This window comes from Streptomyces sp. Je 1-332 (assembly GCF_040730185.1).
Taxonomy (GTDB): Bacteria; Actinomycetota; Actinomycetes; order Streptomycetales; family Streptomycetaceae; genus Streptomyces.
In genome coordinates this window covers 7570003-7585660 of record NZ_CP160402.1, presented here as the reverse complement: position 1 = coordinate 7585660, position 15658 = coordinate 7570003, and the positions used below count along the sequence as shown (strand labels likewise).

At 71.2% G+C, this 15658-nt stretch carries 13 protein-coding genes; 8 read left to right on the top strand and 5 right to left on the bottom strand.

The genetic code is table 11. The features are described 5' to 3' along the window. Window positions 1–21: 21 nt before the first annotated feature. The gene (locus ABXJ52_RS34135) at window positions 22–2250 is read right to left on the bottom strand and encodes an MMPL family transporter (RefSeq protein WP_367047546.1); all 2229 of its coding nucleotides are present in this window, start codon (window positions 2248–2250) and stop codon (window positions 22–24) included. Window positions 2251–2618: 368 nt separating this feature from the next. On the opposite strand from ABXJ52_RS34135, the gene ABXJ52_RS34130 reads away from it, so the two are divergent. Further along, window positions 2619–3725, top strand: coding sequence for a hypothetical protein (locus ABXJ52_RS34130; RefSeq protein ID WP_367047544.1), 1107 nt, complete (start codon window positions 2619–2621; stop codon window positions 3723–3725). Between the two features lie 190 nt (window positions 3726–3915). Continuing rightward, window positions 3916–4944: a tetratricopeptide repeat protein gene (locus ABXJ52_RS34125; RefSeq protein ID WP_367047542.1), complete on the top strand. Its 1029-nt coding sequence runs from the start codon at window positions 3916–3918 to the stop codon at window positions 4942–4944. A 511-nt stretch (window positions 4945–5455) separates the two neighbouring features. On the opposite strand, the gene ABXJ52_RS34120 is transcribed toward ABXJ52_RS34125, so the two are convergent. From ABXJ52_RS34120 to ABXJ52_RS34110, 3 genes are all read right to left on the bottom strand, one after another. Then, window positions 5456–5878, bottom strand: coding sequence for a PPOX class F420-dependent oxidoreductase (locus ABXJ52_RS34120; protein WP_367047540.1), 423 nt, complete (start codon window positions 5876–5878; stop codon window positions 5456–5458). A 68-nt stretch (window positions 5879–5946) separates the two neighbouring features. Then, window positions 5947–6312, bottom strand: a complete 366-nt coding sequence (locus tag ABXJ52_RS34115) for a DUF1801 domain-containing protein (protein ID WP_367047538.1) — start codon at window positions 6310–6312, stop codon at window positions 5947–5949. Window positions 6313–6350: 38 nt separating this feature from the next. Beyond that, entirely contained in the window at window positions 6351–7742 is a 1392-nt protein-coding gene (locus tag ABXJ52_RS34110; protein ID WP_367047536.1) for a tetratricopeptide repeat protein, read from the bottom strand. Between the two features lie 297 nt (window positions 7743–8039). Between ABXJ52_RS34110 and ABXJ52_RS34105 the strand changes: the two genes are divergently transcribed. The 4 genes from ABXJ52_RS34105 (at window position 8040) to ABXJ52_RS34090 (ending at window position 12149) form a co-directional block, all read left to right on the top strand. Then, window positions 8040–9344 (top strand): M64 family metallopeptidase, encoded by a 1305-nt coding sequence (locus tag ABXJ52_RS34105; protein ID WP_367047534.1) that lies wholly within the window; start codon window positions 8040–8042, stop codon window positions 9342–9344. A gap of 106 nt (window positions 9345–9450) precedes the next feature. Continuing rightward, window positions 9451–9978 (top strand): GNAT family N-acetyltransferase, encoded by a 528-nt coding sequence (locus ABXJ52_RS34100; RefSeq protein WP_367047532.1) that lies wholly within the window; start codon window positions 9451–9453, stop codon window positions 9976–9978. 135 nt (window positions 9979–10113) lie between these two features. Next, window positions 10114–11382 carry an MFS transporter gene (locus tag ABXJ52_RS34095; RefSeq protein ID WP_367047530.1) on the top strand — a complete coding sequence of 423 codons (1269 nt, stop codon included), beginning with the start codon at window positions 10114–10116 and terminating at the stop codon, window positions 11380–11382. An 11-nt stretch (window positions 11383–11393) separates the two neighbouring features. Further along, the gene (locus ABXJ52_RS34090; RefSeq protein WP_367047529.1) at window positions 11394–12149 is read left to right on the top strand and encodes a helix-turn-helix transcriptional regulator; all 756 of its coding nucleotides are present in this window, start codon (window positions 11394–11396) and stop codon (window positions 12147–12149) included. 33 nt (window positions 12150–12182) lie between these two features. Here ABXJ52_RS34090 and ABXJ52_RS34085 read toward each other — a convergent pair whose 3' ends face one another. Beyond that, window positions 12183–12815 carry a TetR/AcrR family transcriptional regulator gene (locus tag ABXJ52_RS34085; protein WP_367047527.1) on the bottom strand — a complete coding sequence of 211 codons (633 nt, stop codon included), beginning with the start codon at window positions 12813–12815 and terminating at the stop codon, window positions 12183–12185. Window positions 12816–12920: 105 nt separating this feature from the next. On the opposite strand from ABXJ52_RS34085, the gene ABXJ52_RS34080 reads away from it, so the two are divergent. Both ABXJ52_RS34080 and ABXJ52_RS34075 read left to right on the top strand, forming a co-directional pair. Further along, window positions 12921–14315 carry an MFS transporter gene (locus tag ABXJ52_RS34080; RefSeq protein WP_367047526.1) on the top strand — a complete coding sequence of 465 codons (1395 nt, stop codon included), beginning with the start codon at window positions 12921–12923 and terminating at the stop codon, window positions 14313–14315. After that, a complete protein-coding gene (locus tag ABXJ52_RS34075) occupies window positions 14312–15574 on the top strand; it encodes an FAD-dependent monooxygenase (protein WP_367047524.1) in 1263 nt (420 codons plus the stop codon). Before ABXJ52_RS34080 ends, ABXJ52_RS34075 begins: the two co-directional genes overlap by 4 nt. The last annotated feature ends 84 nt before the right edge of the window (window positions 15575–15658 follow it).

Sequence of the window (15658 nt, the reverse complement as noted above, 5' to 3'; positions counted from 1 at the left end):
GAGCGTCAGTTACTCAGCTGCTCAGCCGCGTACGGACTCGAGCTCCCGGTCCTGGTCGTCCTGGCGCGCCGTGGGGAAGTCGCCGAGCTGCTTGTGCAGCTTCTCGCCCTCCACGTCGACGTTCGGCAGCGCGCGGTCGAGCCACTTCGGCAGCCACCAGGCCTTGTTGCCCAGGAGGGCGAGGACGGCCGGGACGATCGCCATGCGGACGACGAAGGCGTCGAAGAGGACAGCGACGGCCAGGCCGAAGCCCATCATCTTGATCATGTCGTCGTTCTCCATGATGAAGCCGGAGAAGACGCTGATCATGATGACCGCCGCGGCGGCGACGACCCGCCCGCCGTGCGTGAAGCCGGTGACGACGGCCTCACCGGGGCGCGCTCCGTGGACGTACGCCTCACGCATGCGGGTCACGAGGAAGACCTCGTAGTCCATCGCGAGACCGAAGACCACGCCGATCATGAAGATCGGCATCATGCTCATGATCGGGCCAGGCTGGTCCACTCCGACGATGTCCGCGAGCCAGCCCCACTGGAAGACCGCGACGACGGCGCCGAGCGCGGCGGCCACCGACAGGAGGAAGCCGAGCGCCGCCTTGAGCGGTACGAGGACCGAGCGGAAGACCAGCATCAGGAGCAGGAAGGCCAGGCCGACGACGAGTCCCAGGTAGGGAAGGAGCGCGTCGTCCAGGGTCTGCGAGAAGTCGATGGTCATGGCGGTCGCGCCGGTGACCAGGACCTCGGAGTTCGTCTTGTCCCCGAGCCCGTCGACCGTGGAGCGGATCTCCTTGACGACGCCCTCGGTCTTGTGGTCGCTCGGGCCGGTCTTCGGTACGACGTTGAAGATCGCGGTGTCGTCGGACTTGTTGCCGTTCGCCGGCGTGACGGCGGCGACGCCGTCGATCTTGGCGATCTCCTTGCCGACGGTGCCGGCCGCTGCGGCCGCGCCCTTGTCCTTGTCGGTGTCGACGGTGACCATCAGCGGGCCGTTGAAGCCGGCGCCGAAGGACTCTGACAGCATGTCGTAGGCCTTGCGCTGTGTGGTGTCCGGTGCCGACGTGCCCTCGTCGGGGAGGCCGAGCTCCAGGCTGGTGGCCGGTACGGCGACCACACCGAGGCCCACCACGGCGAGCAGGAGCACCGGGATCGGGCGGCGCAGCACGAAGCGGGCCCAGCGCGTGCCGAGCTTCGGCTTGGCGTTCGGGTCCTGCAGTTCGCTCACGGGCTTCTTGCGGTCCTTGCGGCGCAGCACCTTCTTGCCCGCGAAGCCGAGCAGCGCGGGGATCATGGTGAGTGCGATGAGGACGGCTATCGCGACCGTGCCGGCCGCGGTCAGGCCCATCTTCGTGAGGATCGGGATGTTGACGATGGCGAGGCCCGAGAGCGCGACGATGACGGTGAGTCCGGCGAACACCACGGCGGAACCGGCGGTCCCGGTGGCACGGCCCGCGGCCTCCTCCGGCTCGCGGCCCTCGGCGATCTCCGCCCGGTAGCGGGAGACGATGAAGAGCGCGTAGTCGATGCCGACGGCGAGGCCGATCATCATCGCGAGCGTCCCGGTCATGGCGGAGAGGTCGAAGACGCTGCCGAGGGCCGCGATGCCCGAGACGCCGATGCCCACGCCGATGATGGCGGTGAGGAGCGGCATGCCCGCGGCGATCATCGAGCCGAAGGTGATGAGCAGGACGACCGCGGAGACCGCGATGCCGATGAGTTCGGCGGTGCCGCCCATCTCCTGCTCGGCCATGACGGCGTCACCGCCCGTCTCGACGGTGAGGCCCGTCTTGCGGGAGTCGTCGGTGGCCTTGGTGAGCGCGTCACGCGACTTGTCGGTCAGCTCGGGGGCGGCGACCTTGTACGTGACGGACGCGTACGCGGTGGTGGCGTCCTTGCTGACGGCCTTCGCCTTGAACGGGTCGGCGACCTCGGCGACCTGCGGGCCCTCGCCCAGGGTCTTGACGAGTTTCTCGACGTCGTTCTTGGGGCCGGACTGGGTCAGCTTCTCGCCCTCGGGGGCGCGGATGACGACACGCGCGGTGGCGCCCTCGGCGCTGGCCGCGGGGAACTTCTCGTCGAGGAGGTCGAAGGCCTTCTGCGACTCCGTCCCCGGCATGGAGAAGGAGTCCTCGGGCGGAGCGGGCGCGGCGGAGGCGGAGAAGCCGACACCGGCGAGCAGCACCACCCACATCAGTGCTACATAGCGGCGTCGCCTGAAGGCGAGGCGGCCCAGTTTGTACAGGAACGTAGCCACGGCGAAGGGGCTCCCGTCGGTTTCGGCAGGCGGAGTAGGACCCCCCGGGAGCACGATCAGCGCACGTCAGGGCGGTCTGCAGGTTCCTTTCCATAGTCCCGGCACGCGTCGGCCCAAAAGTCAGACTGAGAGCCGGACTCTGCGCCCACGGACGCTGTAGTGCCGCACACGCTCAGTCATCCTCGGGGAGGAGATGTGATCAGGATGTGTAGGACCCACACCGAGCGCCGGATCGCCGGAGGCTTCGCTTCCGTACCGTGGGGCATCCGCTCACCGCGGAACAACTCGCCCTTATAACACCCCAATAGGAGAGATAAGGTGTCGAGTCAGCTCTCAGATACTTGTCATCACCATCCAGGAGAACCTTCGTGACTCTCGCCACCGCGCCGTCTGAAGCCGCCCCGTCGCCGGAGGTGCCCGAGCCGGTGGCCCGGGACGCCCGCGAGTTCGGTGCCTATGCGCGGACGGGCGGCTGGGCCTTCGCCCTGAAGGTGGCGCGCAGTGTGCGCCCCGGCGGACAGGGCGCCGACGAGACGCCCAAGATCTCGGCGAAGGAGTTCAGCGATCTCGCCGGCTGCTCGGCCGAGCGCGTCATGCGCTACTACAAGGCCTGGGACAAGGCCGCTGACGACGGCCTCGTACCCCACTTCGAAGCACTCACGCCCGGCGAGGACATCGAACTTCCCGACTCCGACGTCTGGTTGACGTACTACTCGGCGCGCTCCAGCGCCCTGTCCCAGCGCGGCACCGCGATCACGGAGGCCGCCGAGGCCGAGGGGATCCGCCCCACCAAGGCCCTGGAGGTCGCGGAGAACCCCACCGCGCTGCGGGCCGCGATCCTCGCCGACCCCGGGACCGCCGAAGCGGCGCGGCGCGCGCTGATGGACCGGCTCGACGAGGACCCGGCGCTGCGCACCGAGCTCGTCCGCGACATCGTGCAGGCCGACGACCTCAAGAAGGCGGTCGCCGCCGAGTCGAAGGCGGGTGACCGCGTCGACTACGTACGCCAGATCGTCGACAAGGGGCAGGTCAAGACGCCGGCGGGCCAGCTGATCGACGCGCCCGCCGAGCTGAAGGAGGAGGCCGAGCGGCATCTGTCCCTCATCGACGAGCTCGACGACGGCGAGGACTCCGGCGAGTGGGCCCGCGAGGCGTACGACACCGTGAAGGACCTGGTCGCCCAGACCGTCCAGAGCGACCCGCAACTGCGGGTGCAGGAACGGCGGGCGAAGTTCTACAGCAGCCTGCAGAAGGCGACGAAGGTCTTCGAGGAGCTGACCTTCGACGACGCCGAGGTCGAGGACGTCTACGAGGACGACATGCTGCGGCGGCTGGAGGAGCTGCAGCAGTCGATCGCCGCGTGCATCACGGCGCTGCAGGCGGCGACTGCTCCCGCGGGGGGCTCGGCGCCCGGGGGCTCCGCGCCTGAGGGCTCCGCGCCTGAGGGCTCCGCGCCCGCGGCGGACGGCAGCTGACGGCCCGGCTTTTTCGCGGCGGCCCCTCCCTCCCCGTACATCCCGATGATGACCATGGCCTCGCCCGTAGCCCTGGAGTCGTACGGAATGACCCATACGCGGAGGGATTCGCGGCACCCCGCCCCGCTCGTAGCTTCTTGATCAACGTACGGAGACCGGCGTACGGAGTTGATCGAGAGGTCATGGATCTATGCACAGCAAGGCATTCGCGCCCGAGTACCAGGGCGAGTTGGGCGCGGCACTGGGGGTGAACTCCTCTTACGAGGAGGTGCTGACAGAGGCGGACCGCGCCCTCACGCGGGCGGACACCGCACTGGAGAGGGCGCGCGCCGCCCTCGCGCTCGCCGAGGCGAACCGGCGGCTCGGCCAGGTCGACGACGCGGGTCGCGCCTGGCGGCAGAGCTACCGCAGCGCACGCGTCGCGGGGGACGCGGGCGCCATGGCCTGGGCGCTGTGGAGCGGCGGCACGCTCGCCCGCCAGTGCGGCCAACTACGGCTCGCCCGCAGACTGTTGGCCTGGGGAGTCGCGCTTGCCGCCGACAGCGGCGAGCGGCTCGCGCATGGCTACGCACTCGCCGGACTCGCCGAGACGGGCCGCATCCAGGGTGACTACGCCGCGGTGGCCACCCTGCACGAGCAGCTCCTGGAACAGGGCCGGGCGCACGGCGAGGCGCGGCACATGGTGTGGGCGATGTCCGGCATCGCCCAGATGCGGCGGAACACCGGTGACTACACCGAGGCGCTGGAGCTGTTCGAGGAGTGTGTGCGGATCGCGACGGACGCCCAGGACGCACGGGGGCGCGCCTGGTCCCTGCGTGGGGTCGCCGACGTCCTCTCGCTGCGGGGCGACACGGAGAAGGCGCTCGCGCTGCTCTCGGAGGCGGAGGTCGTCTGCCGCGCCATGGATCTGGCGAGCGCGCTCGCCTACAACCACAAGATGCGCGGCAACGTCCTTTTCCGGCACGGGAGTTACGAGGCGGCGCGCGAGATGTACGCCATCGCCCTGGCGGAGTTCGACGCCATGCGGGAGCCACGCGGCATGGCACTGTCCCGGCTCGGCCTGGTCAAGTCGCGGGCCAGGCTCGGCCACGACCGCACGCAGACGCTGGCCGAACTCACCGAGCTCGAAGCCGACTTCGCACGCATAGGCCTGCGGCAGGCACGGGAGGCGGCATCCGACTTCCGTGCCGAGCTGACCGGGGAACTGAGCGCGGCGTAGGGCGCGGGCGTCGGAATGAGGTGCGGGCGGGGTGAAGTGCGGGCGGGGTGGGGCGCGGGCGCGGGGGGAGGTACGGGCGGCGGAGAGGCGCGGGCGCGGCGTGACGCGTGGGCGTCTGTGTGACGCGCTGGCGCGGGGTCAGGCGCCGACGCGGGAGAGGCGCGGACGCGGCGTGAAGCGCGGGCGAGGGGTCAGGTGCGGGCGTCTGCGTGAGGCTGGACGCGGCTTAGGGCGCGCACGCCGGAGAGGTGCAGACGCCGCTTGAAGCGCGGGCGCCGGAGAGGCGCAGACGCGGCATGAAGCGCGGGCGCCGGAGAGGCGCAGACGCGGCATGAAGCGCGGGCGCCGGAGAGGCGCGGGCGCGGCGTGACGCGCGGGCGCCGGAGAGGCGCGGGTGCCGCTTGGGGTGCGGGCGCCGGAGAGGCGCGGGTGCCGCTTGGGGTGCGGGCGCCGGGGAGGCGCGGGTGCGGCTTGGGGTGCGGACGTCGTGGGAAGTGTGGGCTTCAGGGGGTCACCGGGTCGGGGTGATGCGGATGCCCACCGTCCCGCTCGTGCCGCGGCGGAGCCTGCTGCCGAGCAGGGTGAGGCGGCCGACGAGACCGTACTTGCGCGCGATGAGGGTGCGGTAGCGCGCCGTGACCTGCGGGTCGCAGATCTCGGCGGTGGCGGGGAGCTGCTTGCCGGTGGGGTGGCCACGCAGGTCGCAGGGGCCGATCAGGACATCGGCGCGGTTGCGGATCCGCTTGACCTTCCAGGAGTCGGCCACCGTCCAGACACCGAGCGCGGCACCGTCCTCGACGACCCAGACGGGGCTCGGCACCGGGGTGCCGTTCTTGCGGTAACTGGTGACGAGCAGGTACTTCCCGGCGCCGAGCCCCGCCCGCGCTGCCTCGTCCACTTGACCGCTCCCGACCTCTTGTTGACTCACGTTCATACCATCGACTGTGCGGATGGTACTCGTGAACCGTTCAGCGCCGACAGGAGGCCCGGCGCTCCGCGGTGTCAGCAGACCGTGCCGGGCCGGGTCGCGGTGGCCCTGAGCAGGTCGCGCAGCAGGTCGAAGTCGATCTCTTCCGGCTTGCGAAAACGCAGGCAGCCCTTGCCCATGTCCTGGTGGGCCAGGCGGTCCGCGAAGGCCTCCCGGACGTCGGTGCGCATCAGGTAGAAGGAGATGTACTGCTTCTGGCTCGCGAAGGCGATCTCGGCGGCGCCCTCCCGTTCGTAGGCAGGCATCCCGTACGCCATGACCTCGTCGAAGCCCTTCAGTTCCGCGCGGCACAGTTCCCGCAGCCGGCTCAGGGCGTCCCTGCGCTCCTCGGGCACCTCGGCCAGATACCCGGCCACGTCTTCCGCTTCGCTTCGCACCATCCCCCGAGGTTAGCGAGGCCGGGGCGCCGTCGCCGCCTCTACATCGGCGGTGGCGCAGGCGCGGGGCCCAGCGTCGTCGTGCCCGGCGTGGCCCGGTGGGCGAGGCCGGTGCGGTAGGCGTCCATAGCGGCCTCCGTCCGGCCCGTGCGGCGGAGCAGGTCGCCCAGGAGGCAGCACAGGCCGGCCACGTCACCTGCCGCGCCCGCGCGTTCGAGCAGCGGCAGGGCCGCGCGGTAGTGCTCCTCGGCGGCGTCCGTGTCACCGCACTCCTCCGCGATGACGCCGAGCAGCCGGTGTGCGGCGCCCCGGTGCACCGCGCCGCGCCCGGCCCGCAGAGCCGGGGCCTCCGTGGTCCGGGGTCCGGCGGACAGGAGCGGCTTCAGCAACGCCTCGGCCTCCCGGATCCTGCCGCGCCGGCGCAGCACGTCCGCGAGTTCCACCTCGACCTGTTCGGCGTAGAGCGCGGCCCGCTTGCTGCTGAGCATGTCGTGCGCGGTGCGCAGTTCCTTCTCGGCCCGCTCCAGGTCGCCGTCCTGGGCGTGCACGTAACCGCGCATCCAGTGGCAGTGGGCCAGCTCGGTGCGAATGTGCAGCTGCTGGTAGAGATCCTGGGCCTTGGCCAGCGAGGTGTCGGCCTCGGCGATCCGGCCCTGCGCGATGAGCGTACGGGCCACCCCGCGGTGCATCCCGGCGAGCAGGGCCGGGTCGTCCACACGCGGAGCGAGCGCGAGGGCCAGTTCGGCGGCGTGTGCGGCGCGCTCGTGGGCTCCCATGTCCATGTACGGGGCGATGGACGCCGAATAGAGGAGCAGCAGGGCTTCGGGGTCGTGCAGGCCCGCGGCGTTGAGCTGGTCGAGCGCCGTCTCCAACAGGTGGCATGCGTAGCGGAGTTCACCGGTGAGACGGTGGGCGTTGGCCCGCCCGCGGATGGCGGGGACGCGGTGCGGCAGCGGCTCGTCGGCGAGCAGCCGCTCCACCGCGGCGAAGCACTCGTGCGCGTCGTCGAGGTCGCCGGATTCCAGGAGGCAGTCGCCGAGACCGAGGAGCGCGGTGGCCTGCTCCCCCGGAAGGCCGTGGGCTACGGCTTCGGCGCACAGCGCACGGAAGAGGGTGGCGGCGTCCTCGGGGGACCCGATGGCCAGGGCGCGCCGTGCGTCGGTGAGACGCAGGCGCAGTTCCGTGGCGAGGCGGGCCGGGCGCCCCGTCGCGAGCTCCTCGGGAGTGACGCCGAGCCGCTGGGCCAGGTGCCGGAGGGCGGCCTCGGAGGGCTTCACCCTGCCGGACTCCAGCGTGGAGACGTAGGCAGGCGTGTACGCGGGCTCGGCCAACTGCCTTTGCGTGAGTCCGAGTTCCGTACGCAGCCGCAGGACGCGGCGCCCGATCGCCACGGGTTCGTCCAGCCGTACACCCACCGGTCCGCTCTCCGTCATCTCTTCCTCTCCGGGTCAGCTCTGCAATCATCTCGGCCTGACGCAGGCGTACTTGGGCGTCCACACGCCAACTCCGCGCCCCTTCAACCCCCTTGCGCCTCAGGCATTGCCTGGCTCCCCCACAGCCCCTACATTGAACCGCGCCTTAAGCTCCCTTAACCCCCCACTTATATCGCGGACTTGACCGACCCTGGTCCGCGCAGACCCGGGAGACCCCCCATGCGTAGACACTCATCCCGCACATCCCGCACATCCCGCATACCCCACATACCCCACATACCCCGCAGGCGTCTCGCCGTGGCCACCGGTGTCGCGCTGGCCGCGGCGCTCGCCGTCACCGCGCCGGTCGCCGCGGACCAGGGCCCTGACGACGGCGCCCCGGCCGCTCGTGCCGCCACCGCTCGTGCCGCTGCCGCCGCCGACGTCGAGGTCGAATACTTCACCGGTCCGGACGGCCACCCCCGCCACACGGAGGTCCCCGCCTCCGCTCCGCTCACCAGGAAGGAGCGGGCCACGGTCCAGGACGACGGTGACGTCCTGCCGATCGTGGAGGCCGGAGCCAGCGACGCCAAGGTCGACGTCGTCTTCATCGGCGACGGCTACACCGCCGCCCAGCAGGAGGACTTCCACGCCGACGTGCGCGGCAAGTGGCAGCAGATGGCCGCCGTCGAGCCGTACGCCGAGTACGAGGACCTGTTCAACGTCTGGGCCGTCGACGCGCACTCGCAGGACTCCGGCGTCTCCGGCGACCCGACGAGCGACGTCCGCAAGAACACCGCCCTGAACTCGGCGTTCTTCTGCGACGGGATCGAGCGACTGCTCTGCGTCGACACCAACAAGGTCGAGGCGTACGCGAGCAAGGCCGCCGACCCCGATCTCGTGATCGTGCTCAGCAACTCCACCAAGTACGGTGGCGCCGGCTACAACGCCATCACCTCGCCGTCCGGGTACGACGGCATAGGTACCGCCTCCTCCGACCACCCCGACTCGGACCAGGTCGCCGTCCATGAGACCGGCCACTCCTTCGGCAAGCTCGCCGACGAGTACTGGTACGACGAGAGCACCTACACCGGCCCCGAGCCCGGCGATGCGAACCTCACCAAGCTCAGTGCCGCCGACATGGCCGCGCAGAAGGTGAAGTGGCACCGCTGGCTCGGCCAGGCATCGCCCGACGGCGGCACCGTCGGCGCGTACGAGGGCGGCGGCTATCACGGGCACGGGCTCAACCGCCCCACCGAGGACTCGATCATGCGCACCCTGGGCCGCGAGTTCAACCTGCCGGGACGCGAGGCGATGATCGCGGGCTTCCACCGGCACGCGCCCGTCCTCACCTCCGCCACCACCACCGACCGCGAGGTGCGCGGCACCGAGCGGATCCGTGTCGCCGCGTCCTCCCACGCCGGGCTGCGCTGGTACGTCGACGGGCGCGAGGCGCGCGAGGCCCGGGGCGCGGACAGCGTGACCGCCAAGGCGCTCGGGGTACCCGCCGACGGCCGCGCGCACACCGTCACGGCGCGTGCCACCGACCCGACCGATGCCGTCCGCGCCCCGAAGCCGCGCAAGCTGATGACCGGCTCGCTCAGCTGGCAGGTCACCCGCTGACAGCCCGCTGACAGCGCGCCGACAGCGCGCTGACCGAAAGAGGCGCTCGCCGCGGGCGGCACGGCCCGCGGCGTACCGTCACACGGTGACCAGCGATACTTCGGCCATGACTGCGCATGCCGATCAGCGGCGGGAGCCGGGGGCGGCCGCCCCCGGCTGGACACTGCGGGCCGCCGAGCCCGACGACGTCGAGCCGATAGCCGAGCTGCGCGCCCAGGTGATGCGGCCGGACCTGGAGCGGCTCGGCCGGTTCGACGAGCATCGGGTGCGCCAGCGGCTGCGGGACTCCTTCTCCCCCTCGCACACCTCGGTCATCGTCGTCGCCGACGGCGTCTTCGCGGGAGCCGACGGCGTCTTCCCGGGAGCCCACGGCGTCTTCGCGGGATGCGTCACCCTGCGGCCCGCCGAGGACGGCCAGTGGCTCGAACACTTCTACCTCGACCCCGCCCTCCAGGGCCGGGGCCTGGGGTCGGCCGTGCTGAGCAGACTGCTCGCCCGAACCGACGCCGACCACACTCCCGTACGCCTGAACGTCCTGCGGGGCAGCGCGGCGCAGCACCTGTACGAGCGCCACGGCTTCAGCGTCGAGGACGAGGACCCGATCGACGTCTACATGGTGCGGCGGCCGGCCTGAACCGACCACCGCCCCAGGCACCGAATTGGCCCACGCTCACGCACCACGAATGGTCCACAGGCCCGACCATTTGGCTGGCTAGCCTCTTCTCACCAGCGAAGAGACGGCCCAACGGCCGCTTTCCCAGGGAGCGTTGTGCCGCCTCAGATCCTGCCTCCTGCCGGAGCGCCACGCGTGCTCGCCGCCGCCCAGCTCAGCAACTCGCTCGGCGACGGTGCCTACTACGTGACGTCGGCCCTGTACTTCAGCCGCGTCGTCGGCCTCTCCCCCACGCAGATCGGACTCGCGCTCACTGTCGCGTGGGCCATCGGTTCCGTGGCGGGTGTTCCGCTGGGGGCGCTCGCCGACCGCAGAGGGCCACGCGGCACAGCGGTGCTGCTCGCCCTGACCACCGGCGCGTCGGTCGCCTCGTTCCTGTTCATCCGCTCCTTCGTTCCGTTCCTCGTCGCCGCCTGCCTGTACGCCGTCGCCCAGTGCGGACTCGCCGCCGCCCGGCAGGCGCTGCTCGCGGGACTCGTGACCCCCGCGGCGCGCACGGGCGTCCTGGCTCATCTCCAGTCGACGCTGAACGCCGGTCTCGCCGTCGGTGCGGCCCTCGGCGGCCTCGCCCTGCAATACGACACGCAGGGGGCGTACCTCGCGGTCTTCGCGCTGGACTCGGTCAGCTTCCTGCTCTGTGGCCTGGTGCTGCTCCGGTTGCCGACAGTGCCGCGGTCCGTGGGGCGCGGGAAGGGTGAGCCGCGCCTGGCCGTGCTCCGCGACCGGCCGTACGCCGTCATCACCGCGCTCAACGCGGTCCTGCTGCTGCGGATGCCGCTGCTGAGCCTCGCCGTTCCGCTGTGGGTGGTGGAGCGTACGCACGCGCCCAGCTGGGTGGTCTCGGCCCTCTTCGTCCTCAACGCCCTTGCGGTGACGGCCTTCCAGGTCCGCATGGCCCGTGGCGTCGACGGCCCCCGCTCGGCCACGCGCACGGTGCGGCACTCCGGTCTGATCATGCTCGCTTCGTGTGCGGTCTTCGCCTTCTCCGCCGCGGGGCTCCCCGTGTGGGTGACGGTGGCGGTCCTGGTGGCGGGGGCGGTGCTCCAGGTCGTCGCGGAGATGCAGCAGTCCGCCGGCTCCTGGCAGCTCAGCTTCGACCTGGCTCCGGCGCATCAAGTGGGCCAGTACCAGGGCTTCTTCGGCTCCGGGGTACCTGTCGCCCGTACGCTCGGCCCACTCCTGCTCACCTCGCTCCTCGTGGTGTGGGGTGTACCGGGCTGGCTCCTCCTCGGGGGGATCCTCCTCGGGGCGAGCCTCGCGATGGGGCCCGCGGTGCGCCGGGCGGAACGGGCTCGGGCAGCGGGCGAGGAAGGGGCTGAGCACTTGGAACAGGTGAGTGGGCGGCGGCGTGCGGGAGCCCGCTAAAGTATCCGCTTGTGTCGAGAATCCGCCACGCTCCGCACGCGACCACCGGCCTTCTCCCCCTCCGTGCGGGCGCGGAGGTCGACGCGCATCGGCACGACGGGCACCAGATCGTGTACGCGGGCCGAGGCGTCCTGTCGGTCACCACCGACGCGGGCAGCTGGGTCGCGCCCGCGACTCGGGCCATCTGGATCCCGGCGGGAACCGTCCACGAGCATCGCGCGTACGGCGACACGGATCTCTGTCTGGTGGGTCTTCCGGTGACGGACAATCCCCTTGGCCTCGACCGGCCCGCCGTCCTCGAAGTCGCCCCACTGCTGCGCGAGTTGATCATCGCGTACACCCGGCAGCCCGAGCCGCCCGTCGGCCGCACCGCCGAACACCGCCGCCTGCGGGCGGTGCTCCTCGACCAGCTCCGCCACTCGACCGAGCAGCCCGTCCACGTACCGGCCGCCCGCGACCCCCGGCTCGCCGCGGTGTGCGCCCTCCTCCGCGACGACCCGGCCGATCCGCGGACACTGGCGCAGCTCGGCGCCGCGACCGGCGTCGGCGAGCGCACACTGACCAGGCTCTGCCGGGCCGAACTCGGCATGAGCTTTCCGCAGTGGCGCACCCAGCTGCGCCTGCACCACGCCCTGTGCCTCCTGGCCGACGGAACTCCGGTCACCGTGGTCGCGCACCGCTGCGGCTGGGCGTCGAGCAGCGCCTTCATCGACGTCTTCCGCCGGGCCTTCGGCCACACACCCGGCGCCCGGCGGGCGCGCGGCTGACCACGCGCCGCGCCACCTCCCGCCGTTCCAGACCTACTTGGCCCGGTACGCCCGGAGAAAGGTCCGCACTCCCTCGACGATGAGCGGCCGGACCCGGCTGTCCTCCGCCGGGTTCGCGGAGCCGAACCTGTCGAGCGCGACTCCGAAGGTCAGCGCGATGAACTGGTCGGCCGCGAGCCGGGCGTCGGGCACGTCGAGCAGCCCGTCCGCGGCGAGGGCGGCGAACCGCTCGGCAAGTGCCTCGTCGGGGGTGTCGGCCATGGGGTTCTCGCCCTGGCCCGGCGGGCGGCCGGATCGCGCACGGACCAGGCGTCGCAGCGTCGCGTACTCCGCCGAGTCGAGCATGTCGGTCGCGATGCGCATCGAGAAGGCGACCAGGACGTCCTCGAGGTCGGCGGCCCGGATGCCGTCGGTGAGGGTCTCGTCGACGATGCGCCGGACCGTGGTGATCAGTGACTGGCCGACGACGTCGACCACCGTGCGCAGCAGCGTCTGCTTGTCGCCGAAGTAGTCGTAGACCGTCCGCTTGGACACCCCGGCCCTTGCGGCGACCGCGTCGACGCTGGTCCGGTCGAAACCGTCGGTGAGGAACAACTCGCGGGCCGCGGTGAGGATGGCGGTCCGCTTCTGCGTGGACCCCTCGCGCAGTGTCTTCGTGGTCGGCATGGCTTCACCTTAACGTAACTACACTGCACGGTGTAGTGTAGTCATGGTGAGGGGGCGTGAACCGCCGATCCCTCGCTCGACCAGGCAACGAGGGAAAGGACGTTCATGACCACAACCCTGGCTCCCCCGGTCCGCGTCGGAAAGGCCGCCGTCGCGGCTCTCGGCATGCTGGCGGCGGCCACCGGGTCCCTGGAGTCGGTGGTGACACCGGCGCTCCCGCTCCTACAACGCGAACTCTCGATGAGCCGCGCCCAAGGGGCGTTACTCAGCATCACGTTGCTCATCACCGGCGCTCTCGTCACCCCCGTCGCGGGCATCCTCGGTGACCGCTACGGCGGGAAACGGGTCATGCTCCGGCTGATGGCGGTGGTCTCGGCCGGTGGTCTGGTGTCCTCGTTGGCGCCGAACCTGCCGGTACTGCTGCTCGGGCAGGTACTTGAGGGCGCGATGGTCGGCGCGATGCCACTCTCGTTCATCCTCGTACGCAAGCACCTCGCCAGCGGAGAGTCCCAGGTGGCCATCGGGGTGGTCAGCGGGTTGTTCGTGGGCGGCGGCATGCTGGGCACCCTGATGGCCGGGCCCATCGCGGAAAACCTCTCCCGGCACTGGATGTTCGCGATACCGACGATCGCGATCGTCGGCGCGACCCTGCTGGTCCACCGGCTGATGCCGGACGATCCACCGGCCCGAACGGACGCCAGGATCGACTGGCCCGGTCTGGTTCTCCTGAGCGGCATCCTGCTGACGCTCATGCTCGGACTCTCGATGGCGCCCGAACTCGGCGGTCAGCCGCTCGTGCTCGGCGCCCTGGTCGTGCTCCTGGCCCTCCTCGTGACCGGATGGCTCCGCGTCGAACGCCGGTCACCGTCGCCGATGGTCGATCTGCGCATGGTGGCGCGGCCCGCGGTATGGACCTCCTACGCGATCACCTTCGCCGTCTGCGTAGGCACATCGGCGTCGATGTTTCTCGTCCCGCAGCTGTTCGATCTGTCCGCCGAGGGGTACGGCTTCGGGGCCGACCCCACCGACATCGGGCGCTACCTCCTGCCCGGGGCCGTCGCGGGGGCGGTCAGCGGCCCGCTCGGCGGCCTCGCGGCGCGGCGTTTCGGCTCAAGTGCCGTGGTCACCGCCGGAATCGGCATCATGACGGCCACGCTGGTGGCCATGGCGTTCGTGCACAGCGAGGTCTGGCACCTCGTCGTCGGCAAGGCCCTGATCGCCCTGGCCAGTGGCGTCTGTGTCACGGCGATGGTCGTCAAGACCGCCACGTCCGTCGAGCACGGCAACACCGGCGCCGCCACCGGCCTGGTCCTCGTGACGCGCGTGATCGGCTTCGCCGCGGGCGCACAGGTCAGCGGCGCCTTCCTGGCCGCGGGCACCCGCCCCGGAACGAACGTCCCTGCCGAGTCGGCCTTCGTCATCGGCTTCCTCATCGCGGGCGCCGTCACGGCGCTGTCCCTGTTCGCCGTCCGCACGATGCGCAAAGGAGTCAAGGCATGAGCCCCATCGACCAGTTGACACACGGTCACCAGCCGACGCACAGCCGCAAGTCGACGCGCGGCCACACCGCGGCACAACGCAAGGTCCTGATATCGGGGGCCAGTATCGCGGGCCCCGCCCTCGCGTTCTGGCTCAACCGCCACGGATACGCGGTCACGGTGGTGGAGAAGGCGGGCGCGCCGCGCAGCGGCGGCTACCCCGTCGACGTGCGCGGCACCGCCCTTGAGGTCGTACGGCGGATGGGGATCCTGCCCCGGCTGCGGGAGGCGCACATCGACTCGCGGCGGATGACCTTCCTCGACGGGGACGGCTCCGAGGTGGCCTCCATCAACCCGCATGACGTCGTCGGCAGTGTCGCGGGGCGGGACCTGGAAGTGCGGCGCGGGGATCTGACCGACACCCTGTACGCGGCGGTCCGTGACGACGTGGAGTTCCTGTTCGACGACTCCATCGACACCCTCGACCAGACCGGTCACGGGGTCGACGTCACCTTCGGCGGGGGCAGCACGCGTACGTTCGACATGGTGTTCGGCGCGGACGGACTACACTCACGTACCCGGGAGTCGGTGTTCGGTCCCGAAGAACAGTTCCACCGCTATCTCGGTTACTGCTTCGCCGTGTTCACCATGCCCAACACCCTCGGCCTCTCCCACGAGGTCACGATGTGGAACACCCCGGGCAGAGCCGCGGCTCTCTACGCCGTGGGGGACGGTGACGACGTGCACGCCTTCCTGAACTTCGCCCGGCCACACCCGCCTTTCGCCGTCGACGCGTTCCGCGACCCGGAGGCCCAACGGGACCTGGTCGCGGATGTCTTCGCCGACGCGGGGTGGGAGGTCCCGGGCATGGTGGCCGCCCTGCGCGACGCGGATGACCTGTTCATCGACGTCGTCAGCCAGATCCGGATGCCTCGCTGGTCGAGCGGCAGGGTCGCGTTGGTGGGCGACGCCGCGTATGCACCGTCGTTCCTCACCGGCCAGGGCTCGAGCCTCGCGCTCGTGGGTGCGTACATGCTCGCCGGTTCGCTGGCCGGCCGGGACGCCGCCGCGGGCTTCGCCGCCTACGAGCAGGACACCCGTGCGTTCGTGACGGCGAATCAGGACCAGATCGGCGAGGGTGACGCCACGCTCTTCCCCATCACGGCCCGGGCCCTGGAGCGGCGCAACGACATGCTGCGCAATCTCTCCGCCACGCCCCCCGCGCAGGGGCGCCCGGCCCACTCGGCCCTCACTCTGCCCGAGTTCACGCCGATGAGGTGACTCCGGGCATACGCGCCTCGGCCCTTGTCGTACGGAAGCGCGCAGCGCACGCGGCCGGGGTGGCGCCGAGCTGCGAGGACACCG

What these genes read in the sequence shown, in the direction of transcription:
- ABXJ52_RS34125 (WP_367047542.1), top strand. Translation starts at nt 3,916, where the DNA reads ATGCACAGCAAGGCATTCGCGCCCGAGTACCAGGGCGAGTTGGGCGCG.
- ABXJ52_RS34120 (WP_367047540.1), bottom strand. Translation starts at nt 5,878, where the DNA reads ATGAACGTGAGTCAACAAGAGGTCGGGAGCGGTCAAGTGGACGAGGCA.
- ABXJ52_RS34115 (WP_367047538.1), bottom strand. Translation starts at nt 6,312, where the DNA reads ATGGTGCGAAGCGAAGCGGAAGACGTGGCCGGGTATCTGGCCGAGGTG.
- ABXJ52_RS34110 (WP_367047536.1), bottom strand. Translation starts at nt 7,742, where the DNA reads ATGACGGAGAGCGGACCGGTGGGTGTACGGCTGGACGAACCCGTGGCG.
- ABXJ52_RS34100 (WP_367047532.1), top strand. Translation starts at nt 9,451, where the DNA reads ATGACTGCGCATGCCGATCAGCGGCGGGAGCCGGGGGCGGCCGCCCCC.
- ABXJ52_RS34085 (WP_367047527.1), bottom strand. Translation starts at nt 12,815, where the DNA reads ATGCCGACCACGAAGACACTGCGCGAGGGGTCCACGCAGAAGCGGACC.
- ABXJ52_RS34080 (WP_367047526.1), top strand. Translation starts at nt 12,921, where the DNA reads ATGACCACAACCCTGGCTCCCCCGGTCCGCGTCGGAAAGGCCGCCGTC.
- ABXJ52_RS34075 (WP_367047524.1), top strand. Translation starts at nt 14,312, where the DNA reads ATGAGCCCCATCGACCAGTTGACACACGGTCACCAGCCGACGCACAGC.